Origin of the sequence: Rhizobium sp. 10PS4 (genome assembly GCF_032464805.1) — a bacterium.
GTDB lineage: Bacteria > Pseudomonadota > Alphaproteobacteria > Rhizobiales > Rhizobiaceae > Rhizobium > Rhizobium laguerreae.
The window spans coordinates 1-15,365 of the sequence record NZ_JAWDIW010000017.1 but is presented as its reverse complement, the minus strand read 5'-3'; the positions used below and the strand labels follow the sequence as shown (position 1 = coordinate 15,365).

12 protein-coding genes are annotated in these 15,365 nt (G+C 61.9%); all 12 read right to left on the bottom strand.

Features of this window, described 5'->3' with window-relative positions:
* Positions 1–54 precede the first annotated feature (54 nt).
* The gene (locus tag RWJ89_RS28330) at positions 55–1,842 is read right to left on the bottom strand and encodes an adenine deaminase (protein ID WP_316031813.1); all 1,788 of its coding nucleotides are present in this window, start codon (positions 1,840–1,842) and stop codon (positions 55–57) included.
* Positions 1,839–2,759 carry a nucleoside hydrolase gene (locus RWJ89_RS28325; RefSeq protein ID WP_168284659.1) on the bottom strand — a complete coding sequence of 307 codons (921 nt, stop codon included), beginning with the start codon at positions 2,757–2,759 and terminating at the stop codon, positions 1,839–1,841. The genes RWJ89_RS28330 and RWJ89_RS28325 overlap by 4 nt, the downstream gene beginning before the upstream one ends.
* A gap of 170 nt (positions 2,760–2,929) precedes the next feature.
* Positions 2,930–4,363 (bottom strand): efflux transporter outer membrane subunit, encoded by a 1,434-nt coding sequence (locus RWJ89_RS28320; protein ID WP_131665467.1) that lies wholly within the window; start codon positions 4,361–4,363, stop codon positions 2,930–2,932.
* A 148-nt stretch (positions 4,364–4,511) separates the two neighbouring features.
* Positions 4,512–7,622: an efflux RND transporter permease subunit gene (locus RWJ89_RS28315; protein ID WP_131665466.1), complete on the bottom strand. Its 3,111-nt coding sequence runs from the start codon at positions 7,620–7,622 to the stop codon at positions 4,512–4,514.
* A gap of 48 nt (positions 7,623–7,670) precedes the next feature.
* A complete protein-coding gene (locus RWJ89_RS28310; protein WP_131665465.1) occupies positions 7,671–8,876 on the bottom strand; it encodes an efflux RND transporter periplasmic adaptor subunit in 1,206 nt (401 codons plus the stop codon).
* 168 nt (positions 8,877–9,044) lie between these two features.
* Positions 9,045–9,647 carry a TetR family transcriptional regulator gene (locus RWJ89_RS28305; protein ID WP_316031812.1) on the bottom strand — a complete coding sequence of 201 codons (603 nt, stop codon included), beginning with the start codon at positions 9,645–9,647 and terminating at the stop codon, positions 9,045–9,047.
* A 211-nt stretch (positions 9,648–9,858) separates the two neighbouring features.
* A complete protein-coding gene (locus RWJ89_RS28300) occupies positions 9,859–10,803 on the bottom strand; it encodes a phosphoribosylaminoimidazolesuccinocarboxamide synthase (protein ID WP_020051474.1) in 945 nt (314 codons plus the stop codon).
* An 84-nt stretch (positions 10,804–10,887) separates the two neighbouring features.
* Positions 10,888–12,630 carry an SLC13 family permease gene (locus RWJ89_RS28295; protein WP_168284657.1) on the bottom strand — a complete coding sequence of 581 codons (1,743 nt, stop codon included), beginning with the start codon at positions 12,628–12,630 and terminating at the stop codon, positions 10,888–10,890.
* Positions 12,631–12,721: 91 nt separating this feature from the next.
* Positions 12,722–13,420 (bottom strand): phosphoribosyltransferase, encoded by a 699-nt coding sequence (locus tag RWJ89_RS28290; protein ID WP_131665558.1) that lies wholly within the window; start codon positions 13,418–13,420, stop codon positions 12,722–12,724.
* Between the two features lie 14 nt (positions 13,421–13,434).
* Positions 13,435–14,241: a pseudouridine synthase gene (locus RWJ89_RS28285; protein WP_316031811.1), complete on the bottom strand. Its 807-nt coding sequence runs from the start codon at positions 14,239–14,241 to the stop codon at positions 13,435–13,437.
* 158 nt (positions 14,242–14,399) lie between these two features.
* Positions 14,400–14,606: a hypothetical protein gene (locus RWJ89_RS28280; RefSeq protein ID WP_011653303.1), complete on the bottom strand. Its 207-nt coding sequence runs from the start codon at positions 14,604–14,606 to the stop codon at positions 14,400–14,402.
* Positions 14,607–14,745: 139 nt separating this feature from the next.
* Positions 14,746–15,084, bottom strand: a complete 339-nt coding sequence (locus RWJ89_RS28275) for a hypothetical protein (protein WP_020051470.1) — start codon at positions 15,082–15,084, stop codon at positions 14,746–14,748.
* Positions 15,085–15,365 lie beyond the last annotated feature (281 nt).

Sequence of the window (15,365 nt, the reverse complement as noted above, 5' to 3'; positions counted from 1 at the left end):
AGATGTTTGAGGAGCACACGGCGCGCCTTCTGGCGGAGCCGCGCTTTCCTCGATCTACCAAACAGCCAGTACCGGGTTTTCCAGCACCTTGCCCGTTACAACATCGGCAATCCCCCGATCGGTCTGATGCGGGCCGACATTGCAGGCGAGCGTAGCGCCGAAGCAGGCCTTGAAGACCAGATAGGGCGGCTTCCACGTTACGATCTTTTCCATCGCCTTGCGGATGCCGGCAAAGGCCAGGGCCGTGTCCTTCAGCGAGGCATCGGTCACCAGGCCGGAGAGCGGCAGCGGCAACATCGCCTCGATCCGGCCGTCCTTGGCGACAGCCATGCCGCCGCCTGCCGCGATGACTGCGTTGGCGGCGAGCGCCATGTCGCCGGCATTGCCGCCGAAGACGGTGAGGTTGTGGCTGTCATGCGAAACGGTGGTACAGAAAGCGCCATTCCATTCGCCCCAGCCGGTGAGGAAGCCGATGCGCGGGGCGCTGTCGGCCTTTCCGTGGCGATGGGCGACTGAAATCATGGCGCTACCGGCCGGCGGTACGACGAAACCGTCCCTGACCTCGGTTTCGGCCTCGCCCCATTGCGTGAAGCGCGGGCGGTTGATGGTAGCGACGCGGACGCGCTCGCCCTTCGCCGGAATGCGAAAATCATTCTCGGTCAGCGGCGGCAGCTTCACCGAATTGACAAGCGGTGCAGTATCGATCTGCTGGACGGCAACCTGCATGCTGCCGTTGCGGGCAATTATGCGGCCGGCTGATATGACGAGCCGCGCCCGGAATTCCGCGAGGTCTTCGAAGAGCACGATGTCGGCGCGGCGGCCGGCGGCGACGAGGCCGAGATCGGAGCGCTTCAGACGTTGTGCGGCGTTGAAGGTCGCGGCACGGATGGCCCATTCCGGCTTCATGCCGTAGCGCACCAGGCGCCTGATGACGTCGTCGAGGCCGCCGCCTTCCTGGAGTTCGTCGGGAAAGACGTCGTCGGTGCAGAGCGTGACGGTCGCAGGCAGGTGGCCGAGACCGTTCAGCACCTCGACGAACTCCTGCAGCAGATGGTCGTGAGAGCCGCGCAGCTCGATCGTCAGGCCGGCGGAAAGCTTGGCGAGGAGATCGGCACCGGAGGTAAGTTCGTGGTCGGAGGTGATACCCGATGCCATGAAGGCGTTGAGATCGGCGCCTTCGAGGCCGCGTGCATGGCCGCAGACGAGCTTGCCGGCGGCAAGGCCGGCATTGACGATAGCAGTCATGCGCGGATCGCCGTCGATGACGCCGCGCATATTCATCACTTCGGCGACGCCGCCGACGGCGGAGGAGTGCAGCATCTCGGTGATCATGGAGGCATCGAAATCGGCGCCGGCAAGTTCCAGGCCCGGCGCGGAGGGCACGCAGGAGGGCGCGAGAAGGATCATACGCAGCGGCAGGCTGCGCGCCGCCTCGATCGCCCAGCGCACGCCGTCGAGCCCATGGACATTGCCGAATTCATGCGGATCCCACACGATCGTGGTGACGCCGCGTGGCAAGACCGCGCTCGTATATTCGGCGGGTGTCACCATCGAACTTTCGATATGCATGTGCGTGTCGATCAGGCCGGGCGTCAGGATACTGCCCGCTGCATCGATGATCTCGGCGGCATCGGTGCGGCTCGCCGGGGCATGAACGCTTGATATCAGCGCGCCGACGAGGCCGATATCGGCTTGCCGGATCAGGCCCGTCACCGTATCGAGCAGCCGGCCGCCGGTGATCAGCATGTCGAAAGGGGCATCGCCGCGCGCAGCAGTGACGGCGCGGGCGCGCAAGGCAGGATCGTTGAGATCGGCGGGTTCCTGATGAGGTACGGCGTTCATTTGCGGGCCTCGTTAACAAGGGCAGCGAGAATGATGACACGCGCCATGTCGGCATCGATGTCGGCGGCGAATTGAGCATTGAAGGTCGCATGCGTGGCACGGGTCTCGACGACGGTACGGCCACGGGTGAGGGCGCCCTGCAGCTCGACGTCGATACGGGCAGGGTGGAAGCTCACGACGTCGGAGGTCACAAAGGCGACGGCGGCCGTGGGATCGTAGATCGCCATGGCCGGCCGGCCGCGGCTGGTGCCGATGTGGATATAACCCGAAAACATGTCAGCGATCAGTTCGGCATTGGCGCCGCCGGCATTGCGCACCGGCTCAGCGTCTTCGGGCCTGGCCAGCACCTTGCGGCAGAGGTCGAGATCGACCATGCGCAGCGGCAGGCCATGGGCGATGACGATCGAGAGGGCCTCGGGATCGGCGAGCGCGTTGAACTCGGCGGAGGCCGTATGGTTGCCACTGGTGACGCCGCCGCCCATCCAGACGAGTTCGGTGATGCGGGCGGCAAGATCGGGCCGGGCAAGCGCCACGGCGGCGATGTTGGTGAGCGGGCCAAGCGCCAGGATGCGGTGCTGGCCTTTGCGCTCCAGCCAGCGGCAGAGTGCTGCGAAGGCATCGCTTTCGGCAAGGGCAGCCGCCTGCGGCAGGCTCCTGCCTGATGTCGGGATGCCGGTTTCGCCGAGGATCGCCTGAGCGGTTTCGAGCTTGCCGAGCACGGGCATGGCTCGGCCGGTGTGGATCGGGAACGTCCAGCCGAAGGCGCTGGCGGCGCCGGCGGCGTTTATCCTCACCTGCGGCAGCGGCGTATTGCCGAAGACCAGTGATATTCCGTCGATCTCGAATTCCGACTGTCCCACCACCAGAATGGCGGCGATGTCGTCGAAGCCCATGTCCGTGTCGATCCAGACGCCCATGATTTCACCCGAACCGTTTGAGGTTTGCCGCGCCGGCAACCGGCAGATCGAAGCTTGTCGAATCCAAATTCATCTTATGCGCAGTTATCGGTGGCGGCACGCGGCACCTACGAAAAAGCCCCGCGAGATGATCGCGGGGCTCTGTATTTCCCAGAAGGGCGAAACGCAGATCAGCTCTTGACGGCTACAGCTTTCACAGTCGGTGCGGTGGTCTTGCCGCCGGGGGCGAAACCGCCGCCGATTGCGATGTTCAGCGAGACATAGTCCTTGGCCATCTGCTGGACGGCTGCGGCAAGGCTTGCCTGGGCGAGCGAAACCTGGCGCTGGGCGTCGAGAACGTCGAGCAGCGAAGAGGCGCCGTCCTTGTAGGATGCTGTGGAAAGCTCAAGCGTTTCCTGCGTGGTCTTCACTTGGGCCTGAAGTGCTGCGACCGTGCGGGCGTCACGCCGGACGGCCGAAAGTGCATTCTCGACCTGTTCGACGGCGGACAGCACCGTCGACTTCCAGTTGAGATAGGCATTGGCGGCATTGGACTGTGCCGTCTTGACGTTGGCGCGCAGGGTGCCGCCGTCGAAAATCGGCAGGTTGAGGGTTGGGCCGAAGGACCAGCCGGTCAGGCCGCCATGGACGCCGCGCTGGTTGATGTAGGACGGCGAGATCGAGCCGCTGAGCGAGATGCTCGGATAAAGCTGCGCCTGGGCAACGCCGATATTGGCCGTTGCGGCGGCGAGATCACGCTCCGCTACGCGAATGTCGGGACGGTTGCGGATCAGATCTGCCGGAATGCCGGAGGTGATGCCACCGCGGAATACCGGCTGGCCACGGCCCTTCAGCAATTCATCGACGAGAGCCGAGGCCGGCAGGCCGAGCAGCGTGGCGATGTGATGGGCCGATATGCGGATGTTGGTTTCCAGGCCGGGAATTTCGGCGAGCGTCGACTGCACCAGGCCTTCGGCCTGAACTACGTCGAGACGCGAGGCGGCGCCGGCTTCAAGCTGGAACTTGGTCAGTTCGTAGGTTTCCTGACGAGACTTCAGGTTGGCCCTCGAAAGCGCCAGGCGCTGCTGATAATAGCGAACGTCGATATAGCTCGAGACGAGATCCTGCACGAGGGTCAGCTTGGCGACATCAGCTGATGCGTATGCTGAATCGAGCGACGCAAGCGCGCTCTCGGTGCTGCGCTTGTAGAGGCCGAAGAGGTCGAGCAGCCAGCTCAGCTGGACGTCGCCGGCACTGGTGTTGCGCGTGTCGAACTGGTTGCGTAGCTCGCCCTTCTGGCCGCTGATCGTGTGCGAAGCGCCGACGTTCAGGTTCGGCAGGCCGCCGGCGCCGGCGGCGATGACGTTGGCGGAAGCCGAATTGATGCGTTCGATCGCCTGCTGGACGGTCAGGTTCTGATCGAGTCCGGCCTGGACATAGCCATTCAGTTTGGGATCGCTAAAGGCGGTCCACCAGGCTGCGGTTGCGACGTCGCCTACACTCTTCGTTCCGCCTTCTCCGAATTTGGCGGGCAGCGGCATTTCAGGAGGAGCATGATCCGGGCCTACGACACAGCCCGACAACAATAATAATAATGCCGGTGTGGCAAAACGAAGAGATACCATTCATTTCATCCTGTACTCGAGCAAGTCAATTCTTGTCCGAAGCTTCATGCTTCACTATCGCCGCCGCGCCTCGTCATACCAAAAAAACACACCGAAGCAGTCGGGCGCAATGTAGCAACGGGAACTGCATTATCACAGTGCATTTATATCACAGCCCTGCCGCATTTTTGCCGCGTGTGGCAAAGATGCGTCGAATGACGACGAAAAACGACGGCACGAAGAAAATTCCAAGCATTGTGGCCGCCAGCATGCCGCCGAGAACGCCGATACCGATGGCATTCTGCGCCGCCGAGCCCGCGCCTGTCGCGATCGCCAGCGGGACGACGCCGAGGATAAAGGCAAGCGATGTCATGATGATCGGCCGCAGCCGCAATCTTGCGGCTTCCAATGTCGCCTCGTAGAGCCCCATGCCGCTTTCCATACGATCCTTGGCGAATTCGACGATCAGGATGGCGTTTTTGGCCGCCAACCCTATGGTTGTGAGCAAGCCGACCTTGAAATAGACGTCGTTCGCCTGGCCGAAGAGGGTTGCCGCCGTCAGCGCGCCGAGAATACCGACAGGCACTGCCATGATCACCGAGAAGGGGATCGACCAGCTTTCATAAAGCGCTGCCAGGCAGAGGAAGACAACCAGAACCGAGATCGCGTAAAGCATTGGTGCCTGCGAACCGGACAGCCGCTCCTGATAGGAGATGCCCTGCCAGGCGACTGTATAACCGCCGCCGAGCTGATTGGTGAGTGCTTCCATTTCGTTCATCGCATCGCCGGAGGAAACCCCGGGTGCGGAAGCGCCGTCGAGCGGAATGGCGCTGACGGCGTTGAAGCGGGCAAGTGAGGGCGCGCCCTTCACCCACTCCGTCCGGGTAAAGGCGGAGAAGGGCACCATTTCGCCGTCATTGTTGCGGGCGTACCAGTGGTTGAGATCGCTCGGCTGCATGCGGAAGGGCGCATCGCCTTCGACATAGACCGGCTTGATTTCGCCGTTCAGCGTGAAGTCGTTGACGTCGCGGCCGGTGAAGATGATCGACAGCATCGAATTGACCGAGGCGATGTCGACGCCCATGGCGCCGATCTTTTCCTGATCGAGCACGATGCGCATCTGCGGCTCGACTTCCTTATTGCTGCTGCGCAGCGCCACGATCTGGCCCGAGCTATTGCCCATCTGGATCAGCCGCTTGGAGGCGGCCGTCAGGGCGTCGTTGCCATGCCCGCCGGTATCGACGAGATACATGGAGAAGCCGCTCGACACGCCGAGACCCTGGATCGCCGGCGGCAGCAGCGCGAAGACCTGCGCCTCGCGGATCGCAAAGAAATTGCCAAGCGCCCGGTTGACGACCGACTGGGCGCTCAGCGCCGGATCGGTGCGCAGCGAGAAATCCTTGAGCTTGGTGAAGACGATGGCGCTGTTCTGGCCGGAACCGCTGAAACCGAAGCCGAGCGCGCCGAACACTGAATCAACGGCGTCCTTCTCGTTTTCACGATAATATTTCTCGACCTTTTCGACGACTGCCTGGGTCTGCTGCGTGGTCGAGCCCGGCGGCGTGGTGACAATGGTCAGCAGCACGCCCTGGTCTTCCTGCGGCAGGAAGGAGCTCGGCAGGCGGGTGAAGAGATAGGCGCAGCCGGCGCCGACCAGAAGGAAGACCAGCATGACGCGGATCGGCCGCTTCAGCAGATAGCCGATGGCGCTGATATAGCCGTTGGTCGAGCGCGTGAAGTTGCGGTTGAACCAGTCGCCGACGCGGTGCTTCCTGTGTTCGCCGACCGGCTTCAGCATCGTGGCGCAAAGTGCGGGCGTCAGTACGAGGGCGACGAGCGCCGACAGCAGCATGGCCGAGACGATGGTGATCGAGAACTGGCGATAGATGATGCCGGTCGAACCGCCGAAGAAGGCCATCGGAATGAAGACGGCGGTGAGGACGAGCGCGATGCCCACAATGGCGCCGGTGATCTCGCCCATCGATTTTTCCGTCGCTTCGAGCGGCGAAAGCTTTTCTTCGGACATGATGCGTTCGACGTTTTCGACGACGACGATGGCGTCGTCGACGAGAAGACCGATCGCCAGCACCATGGCGAACATCGTCAAGGTATTGATCGAATAGCCGGTGGCCGCCAGCACACCGAAGGTGCCGAGCAGCACCACGGGAACGGCAATCGTCGGAATCAGCGTCGCACGGAGATTCTGCAGGAAGACAAGCAGCACCACGAAGACGAGCACGATCGCCTCAATCAGCGTGTGCACCACCTTCTCGATCGATAGTTCCACGAAGGGCGTGGTGTCGTAGGGGTAGGTGATCTCGACACCTGCCGGCAGACCGCGGCCGATAACCTCGAGCGCGGAGCGCACGCGGGCGGCGGTATCGATGGCGTTGGCGCCGATTGCAAGGTTAACGGCGAAACCGGTCGAGGGCTGGCCGTTGTACCGCGAACTGCCGCCGTAGCTTTCCTGACCGATCTCGATGCGCGAGACGTCGCTCAAGCGCACCGTCGCGCCGTCCTTTTCGACCTTCAGGATGATGTGCTCGAAATCGGCGACGGTGGTCAGCTGGCTCTGGGCGGTGATGGTGACGTTGAGCTGCTGACCGGGGATCGTCGGCTGGGCACCGAGCGAACCGACGGAAACCTGGGTGTTCTGCGCCTGGATGGCAGATGTCACGTCGCTCGGTGTCAACTGGTATTTCAAGAGCTTGAACGGATCGAGCCAGACGCGCATAGCGTATCCCGAACCGAAGACATTGATGCTGCCGACGCCTTCCAGGCGCTGAATCTGATCCTCGATCGAGGTCGACATGATATTGCCGAGGTCGACAGAATTGCGCTTGCCGTCGGTGGAGACGAGCGAGCCGACGAGAAGGATGCTCGAGGTCGAGCGGGTGACGCTGATACCGGCATCGATGACATCGCTTGGGAGCTGCGACTGAACCAGCTGCAGCTTGTTCTGCACCTGCACCTGGGCGATATCGGGGTCGGCGCTTGTCCCGAAGGTGAGCTGGATGCTGGCCGAACCCGTCGATGAGGTCGAGGTCATGTAGGTGAGGTCGTCGAGGCCGGTCATGCCGTCCTCGATGATCGTCGTCACCGATTTCTCGACAGTCTCGGCGCTGGCGCCGCGATAGGTGGCGTTGATGCGAACCGTCGTCGGGGCGATGTCGGGATATTGCGAGATCGACAGCGTGAAAATCGCCAGCAGGCCGGCGAGCATGATGGTGATCGCAATGACCCAGGCGAAAATCGGACGTCGGATGAAAAACTTAGCCATCGGTTGTTCCTGTGCGGCTGAGACGGTGACGATGCGGGCCTGCGGCGATTATTTCGCTGCGGGCTTCTGCGCGTCACCGGCCGCGGGCTGCTCGGCAGGCACGACCACGCCGGTGTCGTTGATCTTCATCGGGACCGGCTTCACCGGCATGCCTGAGGTGATCGATTGCAGGCCGCTGACGATCAGTTGATCGCCGTCCTTGATGCCTTCGGTCACGAGCCAAAAATTGTTGGAGGGCGAGCTGTTCTCGAAGGCGCGGGTTTCGACCTTGCCGTCGGCTGAAACGAACTGTGCCGTCAGCCGGCCGTTGGCGTCACGGCTCGTCGCCAGCTGCGGCAGCGCATAACCGGCCTCGGCGCCGAGCTCGACGGTTGCGCGGACATACATGCCGGGCAGCACGATACGGTCTGGATTGGGAAAGAGCACGCGGATGATGAAGGTGCCGGTCGTCTCGCTGACCACCTGCTTCGACATGTCGAGCTTGCCCTGCTGATTGTATTCCTTGCCGTTTTCGAGGATCAGATGGAAGACGACATTGGCTTCGCCCTTGATGTCGCCGGCGGCCATCGCATCACGCAGCTTCAAGAGGTTGGTGCTCGATTCCGTCAGCGAGATGTAGATCGGATCGAGCTGGCGGATCGTCGTCAGCGCCGCCGTCTGGTTGGCAGAGACGACGTTGCCGACATTAACGGCCGTCTGGTCGATGATGCCATCGAAAGGGGCGACGATCTTGGTGTGGTCGAGGTCGATCTGTGCAGCGGAAAGCGCGGCCTTCGCCGACTCGACTTCGGCCTTGGCCTGGAGCAGCGTCGTCTTGGCCGTTTCGAATTCGATCTGGGTGGCGCCGCTGCCGACGAGGCGCTGGTAGCGGTCGAGATTGCTTTCAGCGCTCGGCACGCTGGCCTCAGCCTTGGAGATCGCTGCCTTGGCCTGCTCGACGGCAGCGATATAGGGCGCATCCTCGATCTGGTATAGAAGGTCGCCCTTCTTGATCTCACCGCCGTCCTTAAAGGCGACCTCGCGGATCAGGCCGCTAACCTGCGGCCGGATATCGGCGGTCTGAAATGTCTCGGCGCGGCCGGGCAGGATCGTGGTGATCGGGAAGCTGCCCTTCGTCAGCGTGATGACGCCGACGGGGGCAGCCTGCTGCGCCGCGCCTGCATTGCCGGCGGGCTTGGAGCCACTGTCGCTGCAGGCGGCGAGAAGGGCTGCGAATGCCAGGGCCGAGGAGATGAGGAGGGCACGCCGTATCATGCTGAATTCCTGTGCGGTGGCAATCGCCGTTCAATCCACGAGCTCGGGCGTGCGGGCTCGGCTTGATCGAGCGCAGGCTGATATAAGCGTCAGGATTGGGTTGGCTTCAAATGCCGTTATCCGAATTAAGAAAAGCTTTACGAAGTGACGTAATTCAGCAATCATCACTTAGCAAGCGCTATTTTGCAGTGCGGCATCGACGAAACACACGATTTTTTCGGCGCGGTGCACAAGGGTCTCCTTGTCGTCGCGAGTGATCAGGACAGGGTGCAGCACGCAGGCCAGGACATCTGCAACGGTACGCGCCGCGCTCTCGGGATCGCGGCAATGATAACTTCCCTCCGCCACGCCCTCGCGGATGATCTCGCCGAGCTTTGCCTCGATGCGAGCGCGATAACGATTGCCGGCCTCGAGTTTGGCTTCGATCGTCGAAAGCACCATTTCGAAGATATAAGGGTTCTTCTGGATGTCCTGCAGGTGGCTTTCCAGCAGGCGCAGGATGAAGCGGAGCAGTTGTTCCTTCGGCGGCAGCTTCTCATCGAAGGCGGCGAAGCGCTCGGCGGCATCGTCGAGATGGCGTCCGGCGATCGCATCGACCAGCGCGACCTTGGAACGGAAATGCTTGAAGACATTGGCGGGCGACATGTGGAGCGCACCGGCGATATCGGCGATCGACACCGCGACAAAGCCGCGCTCGCGAAACAGCATCTCCGCCATGGAAAGAATGTCTTCCCGCGTTTCCTCGGCCTTGCGTCTTGGCCTTCTTACCATCTGTTCCCCGCCGGGCTGAGCCCGATACCCCTTTTTTTCGATGCTAGCGCATAACCCCGAAAATCGGAATCGATTTTCGGAAAGGATTATGCGCCAATTCAAAGTGATAGAGCGTCCTTAGCGCGTCCTGTTGGACGCGCGGCGCTCTAACGCGATTGGAAGGAATGCCGCAAGCTGATGATCGGGCAGGCGGCTTTCGCTTGTCGCCTTTTCAAGGAAAATAGGGAGCGAGGTTGTTTCGGACACGGGCAAGCGGGGTCTCGCCGCTATCATCGGGAACGAAGCGCTCGCCGGTGATCGCTTCGTAGGCTTTGATGTAGACGGCTGAGGTCTGCTCGATCAGTTCGGCTGGGATTTCCGGGATCTCGTCCTTATAGGGGTCGCAGCGCTCCGCCACCCAGGCGCGGACGAAATCCTTGTCGAAACTTTCCGGGCGTTTTCCGGCGGCAAAGCTTGCCGGATAACTTTCGGCCAGCCAGTAGCGACTGCTGTCCGGCGTGTGGATCTCGTCGGCGAGGATAATGTTTCCGTCACCATCGGTGCCGAACTCGTATTTGGTATCGACCAGGATCAGCCCGTTTTTCGCCGCCATCTCCTGGCCACGGGCAAAGAGGGCGAGCGCATATGTCGACAGCGTCTGCCATTGCTCTTTCGTCAGAAGGCCACGCGTGACGATTTCGGTGGGTGTCAGCGGCTCATCGTGGCCGCCGTCGAATTCCTTGCTGGTCGGCGTGATGACGGGTTCCGGCAGGATCTGATTGTCGCGCATGCCATCGGGCAGACGCATGCCGTACATCTCGCGTTCGCCCTTCTTATAAAGCGTCAGGATCGAGGTGCCGGTGGTGCCAGCGAGATAACCGCGCACGACGATCTCGACCGGCAGGATGTCGAGCCGCTTGCCGATGACGACATTCGGATCGGGATAGTCGAGAACGTGGTTCGGGCAGATGTCCTTCGTCGCCTCGAACCAGTAGCGCGCCGTCTGCGTCAGTACCTCGCCCTTGTAGGGGATGCAGGTGAGGATGCGGTCGAAAGCGCTCAGCCGGTCGGTGCTGATAATAATGCGGCGTCCGTCCGGAAGATCGTAATTCTCGCGCACCTTGCCGCGATAATAGTTCGGCAATTCCGGGAAATGGGCTTCGGAAAGAATTCGCACGGCGCTCGACTGTCCTTAATTATTGGGTGAAGACTTCCTGCTCTAGTTTCATTGCTGGGGAAGTCAAGCCGATCGAGTATCGCATCACAGCCAGAACAGACCGGTAAGAAGCAGGGCGAGACCATAACTTGCGACGGCAAGCGGCCAGCCGGCGCGCATGAAGTCACGGAAGCGGTAGCCGCCGATGCCCATTGCCAGCGTGTTGTTGTGATGGCCGAAGGGCGTCAGGAAATCGAGCGACGCTCCGGCGGCCACCGCGATCAGATAGGCGTCCGGCGCATGCCTGCCGGCTCTTGCAAATTCCAGTGCGATCGGGGTCAGGACGATTGCGACCGTCGCGTTGTTGACAAAAGGCGTCAATGCCATGGCGAGGAAGAGGATGAGGGCGATGCCGAAGAGCGGGTGGGTGATCGGCACGACGAGGCTGAGCCAGCCGGCAATGGTTTCGGCCGCTCCGGTGCTTGCCACCGCCTGGCCGATCGGGATCATCGCCGCGAGCATGATGATGATCGGCCAATTGAGATCGGCCATCGCATGACGGATATTGAGGTGATTGAGCAGAGCGAGCACGAGCACGACGCCGGCAAAAGCGACGTCGGGACGCAGGCCGGCCGCCGAGGCGGCGACGCCGCAGGCAAAGAGCGCGAAGGGCCGCCAGGATAGGAGCGCCGGTTCGCTCGGTGTTGTCGAGGCGAGCGGCAGGCACTCGCTTTCCTCCAACGCTTCGCCGATTGCAATGCGCGGTCCCTCCAGCGTCAATATATCGCCGATCGACAATTGCAGGTCGAGGAAGCGGCCTTCGATGCGTGGCGCGCGCATGGAAAGGGCGGTGACAGCAACGCCGCGAGAATGGAAGACTTCAAGCGAGCGAACGCGCGAACCGACCAGCGTGCTTTCCGGCATGACCACGGCTTCGATACGGGTGAAATCCGGCTGCAGACCAAGCGCGTGGGCGTCGGCCATCAGCGCCCGTGTGGCGGCAAGATCGGCAAAGGTCGCATCGGCGCCTTCGACAAGCAGCACGTCGCCGGGTTCGATCACCAACTGGTCGAGCGGACCGAACGCAAAGTTGTCGTCACGGATCAGCGCGTACGGCTTGATGGCGAACCGTGCCGGGCAATCGGAAAGCCGCACGCCGATCAGCGGTGAGACGTCAGGGATGCGACGCTCGACGACGATGCGCCGCGTCGCCGGGGAGATCGTTGCGGGTGTTTCGTCCGGTTCCGGAAACAGGTGCTGCACGTGATAGGCGATGAGCAGAATGCCGGCGATGGCCACCGGCAGGCCGACATAGGCGAAATCGAAGAAGTGAAAGCCGGTTCCGGTCGCCTTGGCGAGTGCATCGCTGACGAGCAGGTTGGCCGGCGTGCCGATCAGCGAAACGAGGCCGCCGAGCAGGGCCGCGAACGAGACCGGCATCACGAGCTGGCGGCGGGGGATCGTCAGGACCGTGCCCAAGCGTAGCGCGACCGGCAAGGTGATCGCAAAGGCGCCGATATTGTTCATAAAGATGGACATCAAGCCGGCGAGCGCGGAAGTGCCTGATATGACCTTGAAGCCCGAAGGTCTTGCAGCCGCGAAACGGGCGGCGAGACTGTCGAAGAGCCTGGCGCGCGCCAGCACCTGAACGATCAGCAGGATCTCGACGACAGTGATGACGACGGGACTGGCGAAACCCGTGAAGATCTGCTCGGCGGGATAAAGGCCGAGCGCATGGCCGCCAAGCAGGCCGGCGATCGAGACTACCTCGATGCGGATGCGATCGCACGAGAAGAGAATGAGCATCGCCAGCAGAAGGATCAGCAGGGATGCTTGCTCGAACGACATGGGCGGGTCCCTTGTTTCATCGATCAGGCGGGACTGTAATCGTTCCTCATAAGCTGTACAGAGGCGCCTTCAGCCAAAGATTGAACAATCCTCATATCGCGCGCCAGGCTGGTGGTGCCTGCCACCGGCCTCTGGCGTTCCGCTCCAGAATGGGGGTTGCGAAGACGCCGACGGTTCGCGCGCTCCATTGCGGCCCGGTGGCTGCGAGGCTTTCGCGCCAGCGCTCCGATTGCAGCATGGCGGCACCGATGACGACGGGTTCGATGCCGCAGCCTGTCAGCAGATGAAGACCCGCGACGATCGAGGCGCCGCTGGAAATGACGTCATCGATGAGTGCGACGCGTCGTCCCTGCAGCAGCGGCAGCATGCGCGGATCGATATAGAGACGTTTCTGCTGTGTCGGCGTGGTGATCGAAGACAGGGCGACGGAGAGCTCGTCGCGATACCAGAATTTGCGCGAGGTGCCGAGCGGAATGTATCGGCTATGGCCGAGCTTCTGCGCCACGGCAGCGGCCAGCGTCAGGCCGAGCGTCGGCAGGCCGGCGACGACGTCAATGCGCATGGGCCTGATCTTTTCGGCGAGGCTTTCGGCGAGCGCATCAAGCACGGCGAAGCTCGCCTGGTTGACGATCAGCGAGGCGAGGGCGTGATCGCCATCCGCCAGCTCGCGGATCGGCAGGCGAAGCTGACGGCCATCTTCGAGCACGGCGACATAGAAGGAGGTAAATTCCCCATCGCCGGCAAAGGTGCCGGGCGGGTGAAGCTCCTGCCAGAAATCGTGCGGCGCCATCTCCGTCACAGCAGTCAATTGCGTCTCGTCCTTTCCATGCCGGTTTTCCGGCGCAGTGCCTGCAATTCCGATTCGCTCAGCGCACGCACGGCGCCTTTCGGCAGTTCGCCGAGTTCGAGCCCGCCGATTGCGACGCGCACGAGGCGCAGGCATTCGGTTCCGAGCGCCTCCAGCATGCGGCGGATCTGGCGGTTGCGGCCCTCGTCGAGCTCGACCTCGATCCATGAATTCCTGTCGCCCTGGCGCAGGCGCCGCGCGGCGGTTGCCGTCAGCAGCTCGCCGTCGTGGCGGATGCCCGATGTCATGGCGGCAATGTCCTCGTCGTCCATGATGCGATCGATCTGGACATGATAGGTCTTCGTCACATGCGTGACCGGATCGAGCAGGATCTGGGCGAATTCGGTGTCATTGGTGAAAAGCAGCAGGCCCTCGCTTGCCTTGTCGAGCCGGCCGACCGGAGAGAGATGCGGGATGTCGAAATCCCTGAGGCAATCATAGACCGTCGGCCGGCCTTCGGGATCGTGGCGGGTGGTGACAAGACCGCGAGGCTTGTTGAGCATCAGATAGATTTTCGCTTCGGCCGCGATGACGAGGCCGTCGATGCTGATGCTTGCCGTGGCAAGATCGACCCATGCGGAGGTATCGTTGACGATACGACCGTCAACCGCAACACGATTTTCGGCGATCAGGCGTTCGGCCTGCGTGCGGGAGCAATAACCGAGCTTGGAAAGGGCACGGGGAAGGGTAACCCTTTTGGCCGCGGCGTTATCGGCGGGCTTTGTCCGTTCACGCGTCTTGTGCGGTGGGCGCCGCTCCCTCATCTGTCATCCTTATCCTGCTTTTGATGCCGTTTTCTTGGCATGAACGACAGAAGGATGCCAGCAGCGTGAATAAAAAACGAGGGGAACAACAGGCGCTGCAAAAAGCGCTCAGCGCTTTGGACAAAGCGCCGTCGCGGCTTTGTTAGGGTGGCGCTGCCTCAGCGGCAGGCCATGAAGCCGGCCAGTTCCTTGCGGCTGACGACGATGCCGGCGGCGGCCTTGACCGGGTCCGGATGTGTATAGGACAGACTAGGCATTTCCGGCAGATCGAGTGCCTGGCGCATATTCATGATGCCGACCGCATAGCGGCCATCGGCGCTGTCGACACTGACTTCGATAATGCAGTTGGCCCTCTTGTTTTCCATGGTAGTCCTCCCTTCGTTTTTTATGTTCCCATAGCTGGCATTAAAAATTGGTTTTTCTAAGACATAAGCATTTACGCACCCTGCCGAAAAACGGATCGGCGGGTGCGCAAAAAGCTGGTTTATGAGTGATATGGCGTGTTCAGCGCCACCAATGGCGAGGCTGCGGCTGCGGACTGCCGGAAAGCAGGTATCCGGCAAGGAAGCCAATGGCGCCTGCAAGCACCAGGGCAGTGGTCGTTGCGGTCGGATGCTCGCGGGCGGCGTCGGCGGCAGCCACACCTTCGGCCCGGATCTGGGCGACGGCGTTCTTTGCCCGGGGCAGGGCTTCGTCATAAGCCTTGCCGGCGCGGCCGCGCACTTCGTAATAGGCTTCGGCGCCTTGAGCGGAAATCATCTTCTGCAGGCGCGAGACTTCCTGCTGGAGTGCGGCGATGTCCTTGCTGACAGATGCTCTGATATCATCGGTATTGGCAGCCATGTTGGTCTCCTTCCTTCAATGGGAAAGACAACACCCAACTCGGTGATAGGTTCCGAAATCTCAGCCGCTGATTTGTGACGGAAATTTAAAGCTTGCCGGTCGGAGGCGCTTTAATCCTCCGTTAACCATAATTTCGCGCAAGATCCTGTTTTCTCGCTATATTTCGGTCGTTGAGAACGGCGTTGCGATGGATTTTTGACCAGCCGGTAAAGGAATTTTCGGCAATCCGTCCCGAAGGGGCGCCCTGTGGATAATAGCGACCGACAAAAATGCAAGCCGAA

Excerpts from the sequence above, each read along its gene's own strand:
- RWJ89_RS28330 (WP_316031813.1), bottom strand. The coding sequence starts at position 1,842 with ATGAACGCCGTACCTCATCAGGAACCCGCCGATCTCAACGATCCTGCC.
- RWJ89_RS28325 (WP_168284659.1), bottom strand. The coding sequence starts at position 2,759 with ATGGGCGTCTGGATCGACACGGACATGGGCTTCGACGACATCGCCGCC.
- RWJ89_RS28320 (WP_131665467.1), bottom strand. The coding sequence starts at position 4,363 with ATGGTATCTCTTCGTTTTGCCACACCGGCATTATTATTATTGTTGTCG.
- RWJ89_RS28315 (WP_131665466.1), bottom strand. The coding sequence starts at position 7,622 with ATGGCTAAGTTTTTCATCCGACGTCCGATTTTCGCCTGGGTCATTGCG.
- RWJ89_RS28310 (WP_131665465.1), bottom strand. The coding sequence starts at position 8,876 with ATGATACGGCGTGCCCTCCTCATCTCCTCGGCCCTGGCATTCGCAGCC.
- RWJ89_RS28305 (WP_316031812.1), bottom strand. The coding sequence starts at position 9,647 with ATGGTAAGAAGGCCAAGACGCAAGGCCGAGGAAACGCGGGAAGACATT.
- RWJ89_RS28295 (WP_168284657.1), bottom strand. The coding sequence starts at position 12,630 with ATGTCGTTCGAGCAAGCATCCCTGCTGATCCTTCTGCTGGCGATGCTC.
- RWJ89_RS28290 (WP_131665558.1), bottom strand. The coding sequence starts at position 13,420 with ATGGCGCCGCACGATTTCTGGCAGGAGCTTCACCCGCCCGGCACCTTT.
- RWJ89_RS28285 (WP_316031811.1), bottom strand. The coding sequence starts at position 14,241 with ATGAGGGAGCGGCGCCCACCGCACAAGACGCGTGAACGGACAAAGCCC.
- RWJ89_RS28280 (WP_011653303.1), bottom strand. The coding sequence starts at position 14,606 with ATGGAAAACAAGAGGGCCAACTGCATTATCGAAGTCAGTGTCGACAGC.
- RWJ89_RS28275 (WP_020051470.1), bottom strand. The coding sequence starts at position 15,084 with ATGGCTGCCAATACCGATGATATCAGAGCATCTGTCAGCAAGGACATC.